Consider the following 17,060-nt stretch of genomic DNA (forward strand, 5'->3'; position numbering starts at 1 on the left):
ATGACGGGGGAAGCCACCGAGACGGCCGCCGTCGAGTCCGAGTCGGCGGCCGACCTGGAGGCCGTCGTTGCCGAGAACCCGGAGGCTGTGGCGGCGTTCGTCGAGCGGCTGGACGCCGTGAACGAGCTGCTGGACGTGCTCGCGCTCGGCGAGGGCGCGCTCACAGACGAGATGGTGCGGGAGGTCGCAGACACGTCGTCGACGCTGGCGGAGTCCGCCGACGGCCTCGCGACCGACGAGACGGCGGCGCTGGCGGAGACGGTCGGCCAGAACGGCGCGGAACTCGAGGACGCGCTCGAGTCCCTGCTGGCGCTGCAGCGGACCGGCGCGCTGGACGAACTGGTCGAACTCGCGGGTGTCGCGTCGCTGCTGACGTCGGCGCTCGACGACGAGATGGTGCGGTCGCTGGCGGGCACGGGCTCGTCGCTCGGCGAGGTCGCCGAGACCGCCGCAGACGACGACACCCGGGATGGCCTCGAGACGGTGCTGTCGGGGCTCGGTGACGCCGAGGGCGAACCGCCGGAGCGCGTCGGGACCGTCGGGCTGCTGAAGGCCTCGCGGGACCCGGACGTCCAGCGCGGACTGGGCTACCTGGTCGCCGTCGCGCGAGCCATCGGCGCCGCCGAGGCTGGCGACTCGCCGGACTGACCGCGGGGTTCCGCGCGCTCGTCCGCCCGCCAGCCCAGTATTGTATTTTCTACCCAAGATTATTCACCGTCGGCCGTGTAGTCCCCGGCATGACACCGACTGGCCGCGACTGCCGGCACGACGCCGCTGTCGACGACTCACGAATCGAGGACGCCGCAGCGCCGGAGGTGGCGACGCAGTGAACCCCACCGAGCTCCGCGCCGACGTGCCCGCCCTCCAGTCGACGGACTACTTCAACTTCGGCGCGCACGGCCCGAGCCCACAGTACGTCGTCGAGGCCGCCGACGAGTTCGTCCGCAGCCACGAGTACGACGTGCCCGCCGAGGGCGACCCCTACGAGTCGGCGTTCGCCGCCTACGACGAGACCCGCGAACGGGTCGCCGACTTCGTCGGCGCGAGCGACGCCGACGAGATCGCGCTCACGGAGAGCACGACCGCCGGCATCAACGCCGTCGCGACCGCCATCGACTGGTCGCCCGGCGACGTCGTCGTGCGCACGGACCTCGAACACCCCGCCGGCGTCCTCCCCTGGCAGCGCCTCGAACGGGAGGGCGTCGAGGTCCGCGTCGTCGAGACCGAGGACGGCCGCCTCGACCCGGAGGACTTCGCCGACGCCGTCGACGGCGCGACGCTCGCGTGCTTCAGCGCGGTCACGTGGACCCACGGCACCGTCCTCCCCGTGCAGGAGCTGGTCGACATCGCGCACGACGCCGGCGCGCTCGCGCTCGTGGACGCCGTCCAGGTGCCCGGGCAGCGCCCGCTGGACGTCACCGAGTGGGGCGCGGACGCCGTCGCCGCCGCCGGCCACAAGTGGCTGCTCGGCGTCTGGGGCGGCGGCTTCCTCCACGTCGACCGCGAGGTCGCCGAGACGCTGGCTCCCCGGACCGTCGGCTGGCGGAGCGTCGAGACGCCGACCGCCGACGACTTCGCGTTCGCGGCGGGCGCGCGCCGCTTCGAAGTCGGGTCCGCGAACCCCGCGCCGCACGTCGCGCTCCGCGAGGCCGTCGACGTCGTCGACGAGGTCGGCGTCGACAGCATCCAAGACCGGGTCCAGGAGCTCGCCGGCCGGTTCGCCGAGTCGGTGCCAGACGACCGGCTGCTGAGTCCGGCGTCGCCGGAGACCGGGCTCGTCACCGTCGACGTCGACGACCCCGAAGCGACGGTCCAGCGGCTCCGCGAAGACGACGTCGTCGTGCGCGCGCTCCCGGAGCCGGCGGCCGTTCGGGCGTCGATTCACGCCGTCAACACGGCGGCGGAAGTCGACCGGCTGGTCGACGCGCTCGCTGCCGAGTGGGAGTAGGGCCGCTGCTCGGGCCGAGAGACCGGGAGAAGTGGGGTAGGGTGGGGCGTCGGGTGTGGGAGCGAGGGGTCAGACCAACAGCTGGATGTCGGCTTCGGCCATGTCCTGGAGGGCGGTGGCGGCGCCGACGCCCGTCGTGACGCCGTCGTAGAAGTCGTCCTCGTCGTAGTCCATCAGTTCGATGGTCATCTGGCAGGCCTGGAACTCCACGCCCATCTCGAGGCTGGTCTCGAGGAGTTCCTCGATGGTCGCGGTGTCGTTGTCCTCGATTTTCTGTTCCATCATCGCGGTGGTGACGCGGTCCATGCCCGGGAGCGCACCGACGACGTTCGGCACCGGCATGTTGGGGTTGCCGACGGAGCTCAGCTTGAGGTCGTCGGTCTTCTCCTCGTGGAGGATGTCCAGCCCCCAGAAGGTGTGGAAGACGGTGACGTCGTAGCCGAAGGCGGCCGCGGTGCTCGCGAGGATGAGCGGCGGGTAGGCCATGTCGAGGGTGCCCTTCGTCGCGATGATGGACATCTTCTTCTGGCCGTCGTCGCCCTCGGTAGCGGCGTCGAGCTGGGCTTCGAGTTCGTCGACGCGCGCCGCGAGCTCGGCTCGCGTGGGCGCGTCCTCCTCGCTGGCGTCGGGTGTGTCAGCGCTCATCTCAGGCCGTCTTCTCGACGTAGTGTCTGTAGACGTCGCCGTCCTCGACCTGGTCGAGGAGCTGGACGTCCTCGGTGCCGGTCGCCCAGCCGTCGATGTCGCTCATGCTGCCCGAGTCGGTCGCGACGACCTCCAGGACCTCGTCGGCGCCGAGGTCGTCGATTGCGGCCTTGGTCTTGACGACCGGCATGGGGCACGATTCGCCTTTCACGTCGAGCGTCTCCGAGATGTCGAATGCGTCAGTCATGGGTAATCTGCTCCGTTGGTCTGTATTGGAGCTAACGCACAATATTATTGCGGCAGGTAAAAGAATGTCGTTTCTTGTGCACTCGTCGAACATCCGAGGCAGCGTGAGGTGGGCCAAAATGCGTACAAAGCACCCTATTCGAGACATCCACAGTCGTTCTGCGTTTCTACCGCTCCAATTGTATTGTGCGCTTTGTGGATTTCTATGCAAACTCTTTTGTGCGTCCATCCGGTAGCCGGGAGTGCACGACATGAACCCGGAAGACTTCCCGACCCCCGACGTCGAGGTCGACTCGCTCGCGCCGGAGACGCTCAAAGACAGCATCGACGCCGGCGACGACGTGACGCTGCTGGACGCTCGCATGGAAAGCGAGTACGAGGAGTGGCACATCGACGGCCCCACCGTCGAGTCCATCAACGTCCCCTACTACGAGTTCCTCGACGAGGAAATCGACGACGACGTCCTCGAACAGATTCCCGACGACCGCGAGGTCACCGTGCTCTGCGCGAAGGGCGGCGCCAGCGAATACGTCGCGGGCACGCTCGCGGAGCGCGGCTACGACGTCGACCACCTCGACGAGGGCATGAACGGCTGGGCGGGCATCTACGAGGCCGTCGAAGTCGACCGCTACGACGGCCCCGGCACGCTGCTGCAGTACCAGCGCCCGTCCTCGGGCTGTCTGGGCTACCTGCTCTACGACGACGGCGAGGCCGCCATCGTCGACCCCCTGCGCGCGTTCACCGACCGGTACCTCGACGACGCCGACGACCTCGGCGTCGACCTCCAGTACGCGCTGGACACCCACATCCACGCCGACCACATCTCGGGCGTGCGCGACCTCGACGACGAAGGCGTCGAAGGCGTCATCCCCGAGGCAGCCGTCGAACGCGGCGTCACGTACGCCAACGACCTCACGACCGCCGCAGACGGCGACACGTTCACGGTCGGCGACGCCACCGTCGAGACCGTCGCCACGCCCGGCCACACGTCCGGGATGACCTCCTACCTGCTCGGCGACAGCCTGCTCGCGACCGGCGACGGCCTGTTCGTCGAGAGCGTCGCCCGCCCCGACCTCGAGGAGGGCGACGACGGCGCGCCGGACGCCGCCCGCCAGCTCTACGAGTCCCTTCAGGAGCGCGTCCTCACGCTGCCCGACGACACGCTCGTCGGTGGCGCACACTTCAGCGACGCCGCCGAGGCGGCCGACGACGACACCTACACCGCCCCCATCGGCGAGCTCGTCGAGGACATGGACGCACTCACGATGGACGAGGACGACTTCGTCGACCTCGTCCTCTCCGACATGCCGCCGCGGCCGGCGAACTACGAGGACATCATCGCGACGAACCTCGGCCAGCACTCGGTCGACGACGAGGAAGCGTTCACGCTCGAACTCGGCCCGAACAACTGCGCCGCGAGCCAGGACTCGCTCGCGGGTGACTGACCACGCCGATGGTCGCTGACCCAGTCCCGCTGCTGTCAGCCGCCGAGCTGTTCCCCAACGGCATCAGCCGGTACGCCGTCGGCGGCCTGCTGGTCGGCCTCGGCGCGCTCGTCATCTACGTCGGCACCGGTATCCCCGCCGGCGCGAGCACGTTCCTCGAGTCGACGCTGTCGTACGTCTCCGACCAGTCGCGGTTCCAGCAGTACGTCGGCTCCCGGGACTGGCGCGTGCTGTTCACGCTCGGCATCGTCCTCGGCGGGACGCTGTTCGCCGCCACGGTGCAGTCCGGCGTCGTCACCACGTCGCTGTACGAGACCGGTAGCACGGGCGAGCTGTACGAGGTCGCGGGCGTGACGCTCTGGTCGACGACCGTCCAGCCGTGGCGGCTGTTCCTCGGCGGCATCCTCGTCGGCGTCGGCACCCGCGTCGGCAAGGGCTGTACGTCCGGCCACGGCGTCTGCGGCGTCGGCTCGGCGTCGAAGACGTCGCTGGTCGGCGTCGCGACGTTCCTCGCCGTCGCCATCGGGACCGCTCAGGTCGTCGCCGCTCTGGGGGTGAGCCCGTAATGCGCGAGACGCGAGCACAGCGAGGCGCGAACGGGGTGAGCCCCTCGGAGAGCGAACGGCGAACGGACGTGAGCCGTGAGCAGCGAGCGTCTCGAACCGCGCGAGCGGGAGCGACAGGAGGGAGCGACACGTGAGCGACGACCGACATCCGCTGTTCAAGCCGCTGATATTCCTCGGCGGCATCGTGTTCGGGTTCGGACTCGGATTCAGTCAGATGGCACGTCCGGAAGTCGTCCTGGACTTCCTCCAGTTCGAGGACTTCGGGCTGCTGTTCGTGATGTTCGGCGCGGCGGTGGTCTCGGGAATCGCCTTCGCGGTGATGCCCCGGATTCGCGACCGGGCGCCCCTGACGGGCGACCGGTACGAGCGCCGCCTGAAGCCGTTCGACCGGAACGTCCTCGTCGGTGGCGCCATCTTCGGCGTCGGCTGGGGGCTCTCGGGCATCTGTCCGGGCGCCGCCTACGCGAGCCTCGGCGTCGGCAACGTCACCATCCTCTGGGCGCTCGCCGGGATGTTCCTCGGCGCGTACGCCCAGGGAGTCTACCGGAGTCGCGCGACTGCCTCCGACGCCGCGCCAGCGGGCGCAGACTGATACCGCGCTACCCCGCCGCAATCACCCACTTCCCCACCTACTGATGGAGCCCTCCACACTCGCTCTGTTCGTCGTCGCCGGTCTCGCTAGCCTGTTCATGGCGTGGGTCATCGGCGCCGGGTCCAGCGGCGCGACGCCGTTCGCGCCCGCCGTCGGTGCCAACGCCGTCTCGACGATGCGGGCGGCGTTCGTCGTCGGCGTCTTCGGCTTCGCCGGCGCCGTCGTGCAGGGCGCAAACGTCTCGGAAGCCGTCGGCAGCGGCCTCGTCGGCGGCGTCAGCCTCCCCGCGACCGGCGTGATTCTCGTGCTGTTCGTCGGCGCCGGGCTGATGGCCGTCGGCATCGTGACCGGCTACCCGATAGCGACGGCGTTCACCGTCACGGGGTCGGTCGTCGGCGTCGGCCTCGCGCTCGGCGGGACGCCGGTCTGGGGGAAGTACCAGCAGATCGCCGCCGTCTGGGTGGCGACACCGTTCGTCGGCGGCGGCATCGCGTACGCCATCGCGAGCGTGCTCCCCCGGACGGACGTCCCGGAGCGGTACAGCGTCGCGCTGCTCGCGGGACTGGTCGGCGCCGTCCTCGCCAACGTCGAGTTCGCGTACCTCGGCCCCGGCAGCACGCCGGACTCGGTCGCCGGAGTGGCGACACGAGCGCTCCCGGTCGACGGCCTGCTCGCGGCAGTCCTCGTCTCGGTGGCCGTGGCGGGCACCGTCGCCGCCGTCGTCTCCTGGGACGTCGGCCGCGACTTGCGGGGCGGACTGCGGCGGGTGCTACTGACGATGGGGTCGCTGGTGGCGTTCTCCGCTGGCGGCAGTCAGGTCGGGCTGGCTGTCGGACCGCTGTTGCCCATCCTCGACGACGTCGGCGGCGTGGCGTCCCTGACGGCGGTGCTGGTCGGCGGCGGGTTCGGGATGCTGGTCGGCTCGTGGACCGGTGCGCCGCGGATGATCAAGTCGCTGGCCCAGGACTACTCCTCGCTGGGGCCGCGGCGCTCGATCGCCGCGCTCGTGCCGTCGTTTCTCGTCGCGCAGGTCGCCGTCCTGCTGGGCGTGCCCGTCTCGTTCAACGAAATCGTGGTGAGCGCCATCATCGGCGCCGGCGCCGCCGTCGGCGGCGGCGATGCCGTGAGCGCTCGCAAGGTCGGGCTCACCGTCGGCGCGTGGGCGGGGTCGTTCGTACTCGCGTTCGTGCTCGGGTACGGCGTCGCGGCGCTCGCGCTGTAACTCTGTCTGGTTCTCACACAGCTACCGACTTCCGTTCGCGTTCGGACGGGCCCGGTCCCGTGCGCGCGCTGGCACCGCAGACCGCCCCTGAGCGGTGGCGCTGTCCGTCGCTTTCGTGCGGTCGTGTCCGCACCGTGGGCCGTGTACGTTGCTCGTAACGTATGGAGTACTGCACCAGATAGTATTGTACTACAATCCCAAAACCATTAAATAGCGTAGCCAGTTAGCCGGAGTCGAGTAGAAATTCATGACTCACGCAATACCGCAGGAGGTGACAGTCAGTGCTCGAACTCGGTAACGCGACCGGCGTGACCGGCGCCGCGACCGTCGTTGGACTCGTCCTGCTCGAAGCAATCGTACTGTACGTCGTCTACGGCGGGCTCGAGCGGTTCCTCGGCCCCGCGCTCGTCGACGCGGTGAGCGGCCGATGACCGCGGAGCTGTTCGGCGTCGCCGCCACCACCCTCGCCCTGTTCACGGGGTTCGGACTGCTCGTCGGCCTCCTCTTTGGCTTCTTCGGGATGGGCGGGTCGTTCCTCGTCACGCCCGCGCTGATGGTGATGGGCTACGAGACCGACGTCGCCGTGGCCTCAGGGCTCGCATTCGTGTTCGCCACGTCCGTCATCGCGACCCTGAAACACCGCGACCTCGGGCAGGTCGACTACAAACTCGGCGTGCTGATGATCGCCGGCACCACGGCCGGCATCGAAGTCGGGAAGATCGGCCTGCACTACCTCCAGTCCATCGGGCTGGCCGACACCGTCGTCAGCGTCATCTACGTCGGCCTGCTCGGCGGTATCGGGGCGTTCATCACCTACCAGGCGACGAAGGGCGACGGCGGCGGCGGCCTCGAACACGACGCCGACGGCGAGGTCGACGCCGACGACGTCCCCGACATCGCGAAGACTATCCAGTCCTACCGCGTGCCACCGATGATTAGCCTGCAGGGCGGCATCACCGTCTCGCTGTGGATGATTCTGGCGGTGGCGTTCGCCACGGGCCTGCTGTCGGGGTTCCTCGGCGTCGGCGGCGGTTTCATCCGCATGCCCGCGCTGTTCTACCTCATCGGCGTCCCGGTCCCCATCGCCGTCGGCACCGACCTGTTCGAGATCGTGTTCTCGGGCGGCATCGGGAGCTTCCTGTACGCCATGGACGGCGCCGTCGACCTCTCCATCGTGGCACCGCTGCTCGCCGGTAGCGCGCTCGGCGCGCGGGTCGGCGCCGCCGCCACCAGCATCGTCGACGAGGACGAGATCAAGGTGTACTTCGGCGTGATGTTGCTGCTCGGCGCGCTCGCCGTCGCCGTCCGGAAGATCGGGAACTTCGCGGATATCCCGGTGCTCCGGCAGGTGTCGCTGGTCATCATCCTCGGCGCGGCGGCGCTGGTCGCCGGCGCCGTGGTCGTGAGTTCGATTCGCGCGCTCCGCGAGGAGGAGTCGTCGCCGACGCCCAGCACCGCGGACTGACGGGCCGCCACCGGCCAACCGAATTCGGTGGTCGGTCGTCCCACGCCCGTGGAATTGTACGGAATCTACACAAGTCTTTTACCGGCGAGGTGCGTACGCACACCCGATAACGATGCCAGATTCGATGTCCGAACAGCTCCGGCGGGACATGGAGTGCGAGGGGCTCCTCGAGTGCTTCCACGGGCTCAAACAGCTCGACCGCGAGGTCTTCCAGACACTCGTCGGCACCGGAGAGCCGCTGACGGTCGACGAGATCGCCGACCACGTCGACCGCGAGCGCTCGACCGCCTACCGCGCGGTCCAGCGACTCCTCACGGCCGGCTTCATCCAGAAAGAGCAGGTCAACTACGACCAGGGCGGCTACTACCACGTCTACAAGCCGACCGACCCCGCCGAAATCGCCGACAACATGCAGCGACTCCTCAACGACTGGTACGCAAAGATGGGGCAGCTCATCCAGGAGTTCGAAACGAAGTACGAGGGCGAGCAGGACGCCAGCGCCCCTCCGGTCGGGGACTGAGCCGGCCGGCCGCGGCGTCGTTCCGTGCTCCGGCGCTCTCGCGCTCGAGTTCGCACTCCCGCCCGCCGTCTCTCCTGCGGTCTCTCTCTGGTACCCATTTCCTCACGCGAGTGTCGAGGGGTCACGTTCCCCAGACCAGCCGTTGCCGTGGTCGCCATGAGCACTCGACGCCCGCCTAGTAGTATTGTGTAGTTTTCCCAAAACCCTTAATTACCGCTGGTGCCTACGTCGAGTCGATGTCAACTGACACCGCAGCCGACGCGACCGCACCGACCCCCACCGAACCCGTCCACGTCGACGGCACCGCTGCCCTCGACGCCGCCGTCGACGACCACGACGTCGTGCTCGTCGACTTCTACGCGGACTGGTGTGGTCCCTGCCAGATGCTCGAACCGGTCGTCGAGACCATCGCCGCCGAGACCGACGCCGCCGTCGCCAAAGTCGACGTCGACGCCAACCAGCCGCTGGCCGCCGAGTACGGCGTCCGCGGCGTCCCCACCCTCGTCCTGTTCAGCGACGGCGAACAGGTCGAGGAGATCGTCGGCGTCCAGCGCGAGGACCAGTTGCGGTCGCTCGTCGGCCAGTACACGGAGTAGATGTCCGGCGAGACAGTCCGAGACCTCGTGGTCGCCGGGTCGGGCGTCGCCGGCCTCTCCGCGGCCGTCTACGCCGCGCGCGCCGACCTCGACCCGCTCGTCCTCGAGGGCGACGAACCCGGCGGCCAGCTCACCCTGACCACCGACGTCGAGAACTTCCTCGGGTTCCCCGAGGGCGTCGGCGGCATGGAGCTCGTCCAGCGCGGCAAAGACCAGGCCCGCGAGTTCGGCGCCGAGTTCCGCCACGGCCGCATCGTGGCCGCCGACCTCGACGGCGGGCAGCCGTTCGCTCTCGAGCTCGCCGACGGTGAGACGCTCCGGACGCGCGCGCTCGTCGTCGCCACCGGCGCCAGCGCGCGCTGGGTCGGCGCCGAGAACGAGGACGAACTGATGGGCCACGGCCTCTCGACGTGCGCGACCTGCGACGGCGCGTTCCACCGCGGCGACGACGTGCTGGTCGTCGGCGGCGGCGACAGCGCGATGGAGGAGGCGCTGTTCCTCGCGAAGTTCGCCGACAGCGTCACCGTCGTCCACCGGCGCGAGGAGCTGCGTGCGTCCGAGATCATGGCCGACCGCGCCCGCGACCACGACGCCGTCGACTTCCGGTGGAACACCGAGCTGGACGCCATCCACGGCTCCCAGGAGACGGGCGTGACGGACGCGACGCTCGTCTGTCACCCCGACGGCCACCCCCGCGAGAAGGCCGCGAACGGAGTCGACGTCGAGACGGAGACCGTCGACGTCGGCGGCGTCTTCTACGCCGTCGGCCACACGCCCAACACGGGCTTCCTCGACGGCACCGGCGTGGAGCGCGACGACGACGGCTACCTCCACACCGAACGCGACGAGAACGGCCGGCCGACCGCCCGGACGGCCGTCGACGGCGTGTTCGCCGCGGGCGACGTCGCCGACCCCCGGTACCGGCAGGCCATCACGTCGGCCGGCACCGGCAGCATGGCCGCTCTCGACGCCGAAACCTACCTCGAATCCCTCGACCGCGAGGGCAGCGAACAGCAGGCGACCGAAGCCCCGATGGCCTGACCCCCACGGGCCCTACATCCCGCTCTCACTCGTTCTCGACCCCGCGCTCCGCGTCATGACGACGCCGCTGACGAGCATGAGCGCAGCTAGCGCGACCATTCCGGCGTCCCACCCCATGCCGGCGGTCGCCGTGCTGCCGCCCATGCCGCCCCCGGACCCCATACCGCCGGTCATTCCCGAACCGTCGGACATCCCCGACCCGCTGCCGTCGGCCAGCAGCCCGGCCCCCAGCAGCGCCTGATTCAGCAGCATCACGGCGGCGTACGCGACCATCAGGGGGCCGCTGGCGCTTCCGAGCCGGTCGGCGTACCCGGTCAGGAGGACGGCGCCGTGGGCGACGACGACGACGCCGAGCACGCTCATCAGCCAGCCACTGGCGGCCATCCGGGACGCGGTCGTCGCGCTCCACAGCGAGTACAGGCCGGACGCGAACGCGATGGCAGCGCCGTACAGGCGCGTGTTCGAGACCATATCGACGCCTGTCCGCCGACACACCAAATACTCCGGGGTGGTAGCTGGTCGAACCGACACGGCAGCGAGTGGTATTAAGTCCGGAAGCCGGTATCGTGACGCGTGCACGTTCGACAGGTCATTCCCCGGGACGCGATTCCGAGCGTCGACGACCCGACGTTCGGCCAGCAGTACGACGGCGGCGCCGCGGACACGGTCGTGGTCGTCGAGGCTGCGTCCGGGGCCCGCGCGTACCCGACGCGGTACCTGAACTACCACGAGATCGTCAACGACGACATCGGCGTCGCGCCGGGCGAGTCCGGCGGCGAGAGCGGCGCCGCGGACCCGGTGGCCGTGACGTGGTGTCCGCTCTGCGGGAGCGCCGTCGTCTACGACCGCGAGGTCGACGACGACAGCGAGGACCGCGTGCTGGAGTTCGGGGTGTCGGGGAAGCTCGCCGACGACGATCTCGTCATGTACGACCGGGAGACGGGCAGCGAGTGGAAGCAGTCCAGCGGCGAGTGCATCGCCGGCGACCTCGAGGGGGCGTCGCTGTCGGTCCGGCCGGCGTCGATGGTCTCCTACCGGGAGTTCCGGAACGCTCACCCGGAGGGCGTCGTGCTCCAGCCGCCGGGCGGCCAGAGCGAGGCCGCGGGCGACGGCGACGACCCGGAGCCGATCGACTACGACGACGCCCCCTACAACGACTACGTCACCGGGGAGGGGTTCGGGCTGGCCGTCCACCGGGGGAGCGGCAGCGGCGAGCGAGACTGGGACCGCAGCGACGACCTCGACCCGAAGAGCGTCGTTCTCGGCGTCGAACTCGGCGACGACGCCGTCGGCTTCCCGATGGCACGCGTCCGGGACGCCGGCGGCGTCGTCCGCGCGACCGTCGGCGGCGAGGACGTCGTCGTGTTCGCCACCGAGTCCGCTGGCGTCCACGCCTACGCCGACCCCGGAATCGCGTTCGCGTCGAGCGACGGCGACGGGGGCGGACGTGAGAGCGAGGAGGGCGACGACGACGACGCGGCCGGGTTCGACGGCGACGGTGCCGTCTGGAACCCGGCGACCGGGCGAGCGAGCGACGGCCGGCGCCTCGACCGCGTGCCGTCCCGGCGGCTGTTCGCGTTCGCGTGGCAGGACGACCACGGCCCAGACAGCTTCTACGACCCGACGTAACACCGCAGGCGGCCCCGAACCTACAGCAGTTCGGGGTCGACCTCGCGGCCGACGAGCAGCAGCGACCCGACGAGCATCGCGACGGCGACGGGGACGAGATACTGGAAGCCGGTGATGACGGTGGCGCTGGCCTGCACGCCGACGACGAGCAGAATCGTCGGTCCACAGCAGGCCGCGCCGGAGAGCAGCGCCGGAATCCCGGCGAGGACGCCGGTGGAGCTCTCCAGCCCGCAGGCCCGCGGCTGGACGAGTCCGAGGTACGTCAGCGCGAAGTTCGCGCCGACGAGCACCGAGAGGACGGCGGCGAGCGCGGCGTTCAGCGGCGAGAACAGGTAGGTGACCGGGCCGGCGGCGACGACGGCGACGGCGCCGAACCGGAAGAACCCGAGGCTCGCCACCGCCCGGGAGAGGTCGTCGGCGACCCGGACCGACAGCGGACCGCTGCTGCTGCCGGTGGCGACCGAGAGGTCGCCGACGGTGGCGAGGTAGACGAGGAAGTAGCCGACGGCCGCCAGGGCGAACACCGCCCGGGCGTCCCACCGGCGACCGAGGACGCCGAGCGCGGCGCGCGTCCGGGCGAGCACGCCCGGCCCGTCGCGGGTCGCCGTCGGCGTCGCAGCGCTACTGGACATAGCGTTCGGTGTCCGGGTAGAAACCGATCCACGCGAACCACATCGCGTCGAACGCCAGCACGCGGTCAAGCGGGAGCGAATCCGGGTCGTGGACCTCGCCTTCCGGGCCCTCGACCGTTCCGTCGTCGGCGTCGTACTCGAAGTCGCGCTCGTCGGGGTTCCGGTACACGTAGCCGGTGTCCAGGGCGTCGTCGTAGACGGCCAGCACGGGCGTTCCGGCGAGGTCACCGGCGACGAGGCGGTCGTCCCGCAGTCGGTCCTTCCCGAACGCGACCGCGCCCTCCGGCGTCCGGGCGCCCAGCACGACGGCCTTCGGCGGCAGGGTGTCGTCGTCGGACAGCGACGCGAACATCGGCGACGACTCGGGCGCGTAGTACCCCCGACGGGGGTTGTACGAGCCGTACGGGTCGCGGTCGTAGTTCTTCGCGAATCCGGTGTCCCGGGAGAGCACGGTCGTGTCCGGGTGTGTCGACGACCAGCGCTCCCACGTCGTCCAGACGACCCGGAACTCCGCCAGCGACCGGGTTTCGGGCTCCTCGTTCCACGGGCCGGGGACGGCGGTGGCAAGCACCTGCGGCCACCACGTCTCCGTGGCCCGGTCGTACATGATGAGGTTGTTGTTGACGAGCCGGCCGGAGACGCCGAACGTCGTGTCGCCGCGCTCGAAGCCCATCGCGGTGCCGGTCAGCGGACAGTACGTGACGCTCACGGGCTCCCCCGCGACGACGTCGTTGCAGATCTCGTGGGAGACGAGAATCGACTGGGGGTACGCCCGCGCCTCGCCGCCCCTCGTGAGACCGAACACCGGGTCGCCGGGGTCGAATCGGCCCGCGGCCTCGTCGGCACTCTCGAAGGCAGGGTCGTCGATGGAGGGAATGCCGTCTTTCGGTGGACCGCCCGACACCGCCTGCTCCCGAATCGACGCGGGTGACGACGGCAGTGGGAGCGCGGCGTCGCTGGTCGGCGGCCCAGCCCGACCGGTCGACGTCGTCGGTGTCGACTCCGTCGAAGTCGACCCGGAGCCGCCGGCCGCCGGCCCGCGCCCGAGGCAGCCGGCGGCTCCAGCGACGCCGGCGCCGAATCCCGCGAGAACCGCCCGCCGGGTTGTGCGCCGTCTCATGTGGTAACGTATGTCTCGGACGGGCAAAAGCACTCGATAACCGCGAGGTAACTCCCGGGTCGCCCCTCAGCCGCCGGTCACGACGGGTCTCGCACCCACTCCTCGAGCGTGAACCGGTCGAACGCCTCGCTGTCGGCGAGTCGCCAGCTGTCGCGGTCCCAGTCGGGGAAGTACGTGTCGCCGTCGTACTCGCCGTGGACCCTGCTGAGCACCATCCGGTCCACGTGCGGCTGGAAGAGCTCGTAGACGCCGGCGCCGCCGATGACGAACGCGCGGTCCGCGCCCAGCGACCCGACCACGTCGACTGCGTCCTCCACGCCCGACGCGTGGTGGGCCGTCTCCACGTCGAACTCTCGCTGTGACCGGCTGAGCACGACCTGCGCGCTGCCCGGGAGGTCGTCCAGCATCGACTCGAAGGTCACCCGGCCCAGAATCACCGGGTCGTCGGCGATTCGCTCGCGGTACTGCCGCTTGTCCGCCTCGATGCTCCGCCACGGCAGCTCGCCGTCCCGCCCGATGACGCGGTTCTCGGCGAGCGCGGCGACGGACGTCAGTTCCATGGCCGCCAGTTGGACGCGGAGGCTGATAACGGTTCGAGTGCCACGCCGGCGCGCGCTCCACCCCGACCCCCGGAGCGCTGACAGCAGTGGGTCTACTCGGCGAGACCTGACGCCGGGCTGGCAGCAAGTGATAAGCCCACAGCGTCCCTCTACTGCGGTATGAAACTCCGGTCCGTCGTCGGTTCAGTGCTCGCAGGGACTGGCGTCCTCGCCGCCGCGAACAGGCTGCTCGCGTGGCGAGCGGGCGACCTCGAAGCGCCGCTGGACGGTCGCGAGGCGACGTACCGCTGGCGCGGGTTCGACGTCGCGTACACCGAGGCCGGCGACCCAGTAGACCCCGACCTCGTGTTGCTGCACGGGCTGAACGCCGCCGGGTCCAGCTTCGAGTTCCGGCACGTCTCCGACGCGCTCGCGGACGACTACCACGTCGTCGCACCCGACCTGCCGGGGTTCGGTCGCTCCGACCGGCCGCCCATCCAGTACACGGCCGACCACTACACGACGTTCGTCGGCGACTTCCTCCGGGACGTTGCCGACGACCCGACCGTCGTCGCGTCGTCGCACTCGGGCGCCTACGCGGCCGAATCCGTCGCGGACGGCGCGCCGGCCGCCGAACTCGTCCTGATCTCCCCCACCGCGACCAGCTTCCCCGGCAAACGGCCGCTCGTCCGGTCGCTCGTCCGGACGCCGCTGCTCGGAACCGCGCTGTTCAATCTCGCGACGAGCAAGCGCGCCATCCGGTACTTCAACGCGGACCACGGCTACGACGACACCGACGTCGTCACCGACGATGTCGTCGACTACCACTGGCAGACCACCCACCAGCCCGGCGCCCGGTTCGCCGCCGCCTCGTTCTTCGGCGGCTTCCTCGACGTCGACACGGACCTCGGCGCGACGCTGGCCGACCTCGACGTCCCAGTGACGCTGGCGTGGGGCCGGGAAGCCACCATCTCGCCGCTCGAAGACGGCCGGGAACTCGCCGAAGCGGCGGACGCACAGCTAGAGGTCTTCGACGACTCGGACGTCCAGCCCCACGTCGAGCGTCCCGACGCATTCCTCGAACGAGCGATGCACTCGACGGGAGCGGCGGAACAGACCGACGGCGAAGACGGCCCCGAGCGCGTCGACGAAGAGCCGGGCTCATAGCGACGACGCGAAACGGCGACACCGCCCCTCGTCGACCAGAACGACCGCCTGACCGCGCCCACCGAATCCGGCGGCCCTGACGCCACCTGCTCCGGGTCTGTTTCTCCCTCTGCCTCGTCCTCTCGGGCGTGGTCGAGATTACGCTTCTCGGCTGGCTGGTCGAAACACCGCCCGGTAACGGATTTCGATAACCCGGGAGTCGATTCGTCGACGGGTGGCGGTGCTTCTACCCGTTTTTCGATGTGAGGAAGAACCGTCGAGGGAGTGGATGGGCCCTGGCGGCGCCAATCCAGAAAGTCCCATCCCGCTAGCAAGCGATTCTAATGCCGCTTAGGAGCTGTACTGCGTGATTTGAATTCCAGTCTGTCGCTTATATGATGTATCTCGATAGCGACCGACCCCAACCCAGCGACCAGACCGAGATGTATCACTGCGAATAAACATCGGGAACGCACGTTCCAATGGCTCTGATCAGTCGTCGTCTGCTGTATATGCGCCCCCACGACGCTTGATTCGGGCAATGACGAGCCGCGTTTCGCTCTGTCGGAATGTCACGGCGAGTCGAAATCCGCCAACTCGGATTTTTTTGTGGGGACTGTTTTGCAGTGGCTCGCCGTAGTCCGGCGGGTCGCGCCACGGGGAGGTGACGATTTCATCAAGTTTGTCGAGGATCCGTTCCTGCTCCTCGGGGGAGAATGCGTCAAGGTCGGTCCGCGCGGTCGAGGAGAGTTCCCATGTCCACTCCTCGTCACTCATCGCTTGTTCCGAACGTCTCACGCGCTTGTTCGGCATCCATCGTCTTGCCCTTGCGGCTGTCTTCCTCGGCGGCGAGCAGTGCGATGAGCTCATCACGGTCGAACGTCGGGTTCTCGACTGCATCTCGGAGCGTGTACCGAATGAACTCGCTCCGACTGTTGAAACCGCGACCTTGCCAGGCCTCGTCGATCTCGGTGAGGAATGACTGCGTGGTTTTGAAATTCACCGTGACAATCTCGTCTTCCTCCTCGCCCCCCGTAGAAGCTTCAGACATACGGACGTAATACGTGAGTGATACTGTTAACCGTTTCGCCGACTTCGACGCCCGAACCTCCTGATGCGCTCGCGGCGCTTCGTTCCGGCCGATTCAGAATCAGAGCCGTCGCATTATCCAGCAAACCGTGAGTACGAGCATCCGCGTCAGCGACGAAACCAAGCGCAAGCTCACGTGGCTCAAACGCGACGGCGAGACGAGGGACGAGTTCCTCAGCCGGCTCGCCGACGACGCAGAGCCGATTAACGTCGGCGCGTGGGCCGAGAACGACGCTGACCGCGCTCGCGACGCCGTCGAGCGCTCCCGGGAGCGCTTCAGATCGCAACGTTCCTCGACTCTCCATCACGCAGGTAGAGCGATTCTGCGGAACGACGGTTCTCCGTACTGGCACAAGACTGAAGCATCTCGTTAACAGACGTTAACAACATGGGGACGAGACACATCCGAGTCGACGACGACCTCTACGAGCGACTGGAGGCCCACAAGCGGGAGGGCGAGTCGTTCTCGGACGTCATCGACCGACTGACCAGCGACTACACGCTCTTGGACTTCGCAGAAGACGCTCCCGACGACTACGACGCCGACGAGCACCGCGCGCTCGTCGAGGCCAGCGACGAGGAGGACGAGCACGACGTGCAGAATCTCCTGGAGCAGTAG

The 17,060-nt window shown here is 69.2% G+C and carries 23 protein-coding genes; 15 read left to right on the forward strand and 8 right to left on the reverse strand.

Features of this window, described 5'->3' with window-relative positions; genetic code table 11:
- Positions 1-648, forward strand: coding sequence for a helical membrane plugin domain-containing protein (locus LT971_RS09405; protein WP_237006670.1), 648 nt, complete (start codon positions 1-3; stop codon positions 646-648).
- 178 nt (positions 649-826) lie between these two features.
- Complete coding sequence (locus LT971_RS09410; protein ID WP_237006671.1) at positions 827-1,948, forward strand: aminotransferase class V-fold PLP-dependent enzyme; 1,122 nt, start codon at positions 827-829, stop codon at positions 1,946-1,948.
- A 69-nt stretch (positions 1,949-2,017) separates the two neighbouring features.
- Here the strand turns inward: LT971_RS09410 and LT971_RS09415 are convergent, their stop codons facing one another.
- Positions 2,018-2,593 carry a DsrE/DsrF/DrsH-like family protein gene (locus LT971_RS09415; RefSeq protein WP_237006672.1) on the reverse strand — a complete coding sequence of 192 codons (576 nt, stop codon included), beginning with the start codon at positions 2,591-2,593 and terminating at the stop codon, positions 2,018-2,020.
- Position 2,594: 1 nt separating this feature from the next.
- Complete coding sequence (locus LT971_RS09420; RefSeq protein WP_237006673.1) at positions 2,595-2,840, reverse strand: sulfurtransferase TusA family protein; 246 nt, start codon at positions 2,838-2,840, stop codon at positions 2,595-2,597.
- Positions 2,841-3,090: 250 nt separating this feature from the next.
- Between LT971_RS09420 and LT971_RS09425 the strand changes: the two genes are divergently transcribed.
- From LT971_RS09425 to LT971_RS09465, 9 genes are all read left to right on the forward strand, one after another.
- On the forward strand, positions 3,091-4,284 hold the full coding sequence (locus LT971_RS09425; protein ID WP_237006674.1) for an MBL fold metallo-hydrolase: 1,194 nt from the start codon (positions 3,091-3,093) through the stop codon (positions 4,282-4,284).
- An 8-nt stretch (positions 4,285-4,292) separates the two neighbouring features.
- Complete coding sequence (locus LT971_RS09430; RefSeq protein ID WP_237006675.1) at positions 4,293-4,850, forward strand: YeeE/YedE family protein; 558 nt, start codon at positions 4,293-4,295, stop codon at positions 4,848-4,850.
- 130 nt (positions 4,851-4,980) lie between these two features.
- A complete protein-coding gene (locus LT971_RS09435) occupies positions 4,981-5,442 on the forward strand; it encodes a DUF6691 family protein (protein ID WP_237006676.1) in 462 nt (153 codons plus the stop codon).
- 43 nt (positions 5,443-5,485) lie between these two features.
- On the forward strand, positions 5,486-6,664 hold the full coding sequence (locus LT971_RS09440; RefSeq protein WP_237006677.1) for an inorganic phosphate transporter: 1,179 nt from the start codon (positions 5,486-5,488) through the stop codon (positions 6,662-6,664).
- 281 nt (positions 6,665-6,945) lie between these two features.
- Entirely contained in the window at positions 6,946-7,095 is a 150-nt protein-coding gene (locus LT971_RS09445) for a DUF7512 family protein (protein ID WP_237006678.1), read from the forward strand.
- Complete coding sequence (locus LT971_RS09450) at positions 7,092-8,129, forward strand: sulfite exporter TauE/SafE family protein (protein WP_237006679.1); 1,038 nt, start codon at positions 7,092-7,094, stop codon at positions 8,127-8,129. Before LT971_RS09445 ends, LT971_RS09450 begins: the two co-directional genes overlap by 4 nt.
- Before the next feature lie 112 nt (positions 8,130-8,241).
- A complete protein-coding gene (locus LT971_RS09455; RefSeq protein WP_237006680.1) occupies positions 8,242-8,649 on the forward strand; it encodes a helix-turn-helix domain-containing protein in 408 nt (135 codons plus the stop codon).
- A gap of 236 nt (positions 8,650-8,885) precedes the next feature.
- Positions 8,886-9,245, forward strand: a complete 360-nt coding sequence (trxA, locus tag LT971_RS09460) for a thioredoxin (RefSeq protein WP_237006681.1) — start codon at positions 8,886-8,888, stop codon at positions 9,243-9,245.
- Positions 9,246-10,286, forward strand: a complete 1,041-nt coding sequence (locus LT971_RS09465) for an NAD(P)/FAD-dependent oxidoreductase (protein ID WP_237006682.1) — start codon at positions 9,246-9,248, stop codon at positions 10,284-10,286.
- Between the two features lie 12 nt (positions 10,287-10,298).
- On the opposite strand, the gene LT971_RS09470 is transcribed toward LT971_RS09465, so the two are convergent.
- The gene (locus tag LT971_RS09470) at positions 10,299-10,757 is read right to left on the reverse strand and encodes a hypothetical protein (protein WP_237006683.1); all 459 of its coding nucleotides are present in this window, start codon (positions 10,755-10,757) and stop codon (positions 10,299-10,301) included.
- Between the two features lie 102 nt (positions 10,758-10,859).
- Here LT971_RS09470 and LT971_RS09475 point away from each other — a divergent pair, with 102 nt between their 5' ends.
- Positions 10,860-11,915, forward strand: a complete 1,056-nt coding sequence (locus tag LT971_RS09475) for a DUF3179 domain-containing (seleno)protein (protein WP_237006684.1) — start codon at positions 10,860-10,862, stop codon at positions 11,913-11,915.
- 20 nt (positions 11,916-11,935) lie between these two features.
- Here the strand turns inward: LT971_RS09475 and LT971_RS09480 are convergent, their stop codons facing one another.
- From LT971_RS09480 to LT971_RS09490, 3 genes are all read right to left on the reverse strand, one after another.
- Positions 11,936-12,547 (reverse strand): hypothetical protein, encoded by a 612-nt coding sequence (locus LT971_RS09480; RefSeq protein ID WP_237006685.1) that lies wholly within the window; start codon positions 12,545-12,547, stop codon positions 11,936-11,938.
- A complete protein-coding gene (locus tag LT971_RS09485) occupies positions 12,537-13,667 on the reverse strand; it encodes a DUF3179 domain-containing protein (protein WP_237006686.1) in 1,131 nt (376 codons plus the stop codon). The genes LT971_RS09480 and LT971_RS09485 overlap by 11 nt, the downstream gene beginning before the upstream one ends.
- Positions 13,668-13,744: 77 nt before the next feature.
- Positions 13,745-14,227, reverse strand: a complete 483-nt coding sequence (locus tag LT971_RS09490; protein ID WP_237006687.1) for a dihydrofolate reductase — start codon at positions 14,225-14,227, stop codon at positions 13,745-13,747.
- Between the two features lie 159 nt (positions 14,228-14,386).
- Here LT971_RS09490 and LT971_RS09495 point away from each other — a divergent pair, with 159 nt between their 5' ends.
- Positions 14,387-15,373: an alpha/beta fold hydrolase gene (locus LT971_RS09495; RefSeq protein WP_237006688.1), complete on the forward strand. Its 987-nt coding sequence runs from the start codon at positions 14,387-14,389 to the stop codon at positions 15,371-15,373.
- Positions 15,374-15,844: 471 nt separating this feature from the next.
- On the opposite strand, the gene LT971_RS09500 is transcribed toward LT971_RS09495, so the two are convergent.
- Both LT971_RS09500 and LT971_RS09505 read right to left on the reverse strand, forming a co-directional pair.
- Positions 15,845-16,129: a type II toxin-antitoxin system RelE family toxin gene (locus tag LT971_RS09500; RefSeq protein WP_237006689.1), complete on the reverse strand. Its 285-nt coding sequence runs from the start codon at positions 16,127-16,129 to the stop codon at positions 15,845-15,847.
- Complete coding sequence (locus LT971_RS09505; RefSeq protein ID WP_237006690.1) at positions 16,122-16,403, reverse strand: ribbon-helix-helix domain-containing protein; 282 nt, start codon at positions 16,401-16,403, stop codon at positions 16,122-16,124. The genes LT971_RS09500 and LT971_RS09505 overlap by 8 nt, the downstream gene beginning before the upstream one ends.
- Positions 16,404-16,530: 127 nt before the next feature.
- Between LT971_RS09505 and LT971_RS09510 the strand changes: the two genes are divergently transcribed.
- Together LT971_RS09510 and LT971_RS09515 are read left to right on the forward strand one after the other, a co-directional pair.
- On the forward strand, positions 16,531-16,815 hold the full coding sequence (locus LT971_RS09510; RefSeq protein WP_237006691.1) for a DUF7557 family protein: 285 nt from the start codon (positions 16,531-16,533) through the stop codon (positions 16,813-16,815).
- A gap of 14 nt (positions 16,816-16,829) precedes the next feature.
- Complete coding sequence (locus tag LT971_RS09515; protein ID WP_237006692.1) at positions 16,830-17,060, forward strand: antitoxin VapB family protein; 231 nt, start codon at positions 16,830-16,832, stop codon at positions 17,058-17,060.

This window comes from Halobacterium rubrum (assembly GCF_021729015.1).
Classification (GTDB): Archaea; Halobacteriota; Halobacteria; order Halobacteriales; family Halobacteriaceae; genus Halobacterium; species Halobacterium rubrum.

What these genes read in the sequence shown, in the direction of transcription:
- LT971_RS09405 (WP_237006670.1), top strand. Translation starts at nt 1, where the DNA reads ATGACGGGGGAAGCCACCGAGACGGCCGCCGTCGAGTCCGAGTCGGCG.
- LT971_RS09415 (WP_237006672.1), bottom strand. Translation starts at nt 2,593, where the DNA reads ATGAGCGCTGACACACCCGACGCCAGCGAGGAGGACGCGCCCACGCGA.
- LT971_RS09420 (WP_237006673.1), bottom strand. Translation starts at nt 2,840, where the DNA reads ATGACTGACGCATTCGACATCTCGGAGACGCTCGACGTGAAAGGCGAA.
- LT971_RS09425 (WP_237006674.1), top strand. Translation starts at nt 3,091, where the DNA reads ATGAACCCGGAAGACTTCCCGACCCCCGACGTCGAGGTCGACTCGCTC.
- LT971_RS09430 (WP_237006675.1), top strand. Translation starts at nt 4,293, where the DNA reads ATGGTCGCTGACCCAGTCCCGCTGCTGTCAGCCGCCGAGCTGTTCCCC.
- LT971_RS09440 (WP_237006677.1), top strand. Translation starts at nt 5,486, where the DNA reads ATGGAGCCCTCCACACTCGCTCTGTTCGTCGTCGCCGGTCTCGCTAGC.
- LT971_RS09450 (WP_237006679.1), top strand. Translation starts at nt 7,092, where the DNA reads ATGACCGCGGAGCTGTTCGGCGTCGCCGCCACCACCCTCGCCCTGTTC.
- LT971_RS09455 (WP_237006680.1), top strand. Translation starts at nt 8,242, where the DNA reads ATGCCAGATTCGATGTCCGAACAGCTCCGGCGGGACATGGAGTGCGAG.
- trxA (WP_237006681.1), top strand. Translation starts at nt 8,886, where the DNA reads ATGTCAACTGACACCGCAGCCGACGCGACCGCACCGACCCCCACCGAA.
- LT971_RS09465 (WP_237006682.1), top strand. Translation starts at nt 9,246, where the DNA reads ATGTCCGGCGAGACAGTCCGAGACCTCGTGGTCGCCGGGTCGGGCGTC.
- LT971_RS09470 (WP_237006683.1), bottom strand. Translation starts at nt 10,757, where the DNA reads ATGGTCTCGAACACGCGCCTGTACGGCGCTGCCATCGCGTTCGCGTCC.
- LT971_RS09480 (WP_237006685.1), bottom strand. Translation starts at nt 12,547, where the DNA reads ATGTCCAGTAGCGCTGCGACGCCGACGGCGACCCGCGACGGGCCGGGC.
- LT971_RS09485 (WP_237006686.1), bottom strand. Translation starts at nt 13,667, where the DNA reads ATGAGACGGCGCACAACCCGGCGGGCGGTTCTCGCGGGATTCGGCGCC.
- LT971_RS09490 (WP_237006687.1), bottom strand. Translation starts at nt 14,227, where the DNA reads ATGGAACTGACGTCCGTCGCCGCGCTCGCCGAGAACCGCGTCATCGGG.
- LT971_RS09495 (WP_237006688.1), top strand. Translation starts at nt 14,387, where the DNA reads ATGAAACTCCGGTCCGTCGTCGGTTCAGTGCTCGCAGGGACTGGCGTC.
- LT971_RS09500 (WP_237006689.1), bottom strand. Translation starts at nt 16,129, where the DNA reads ATGAGTGACGAGGAGTGGACATGGGAACTCTCCTCGACCGCGCGGACC.
- LT971_RS09505 (WP_237006690.1), bottom strand. Translation starts at nt 16,403, where the DNA reads ATGTCTGAAGCTTCTACGGGGGGCGAGGAGGAAGACGAGATTGTCACG.
- LT971_RS09515 (WP_237006692.1), top strand. Translation starts at nt 16,830, where the DNA reads ATGGGGACGAGACACATCCGAGTCGACGACGACCTCTACGAGCGACTG.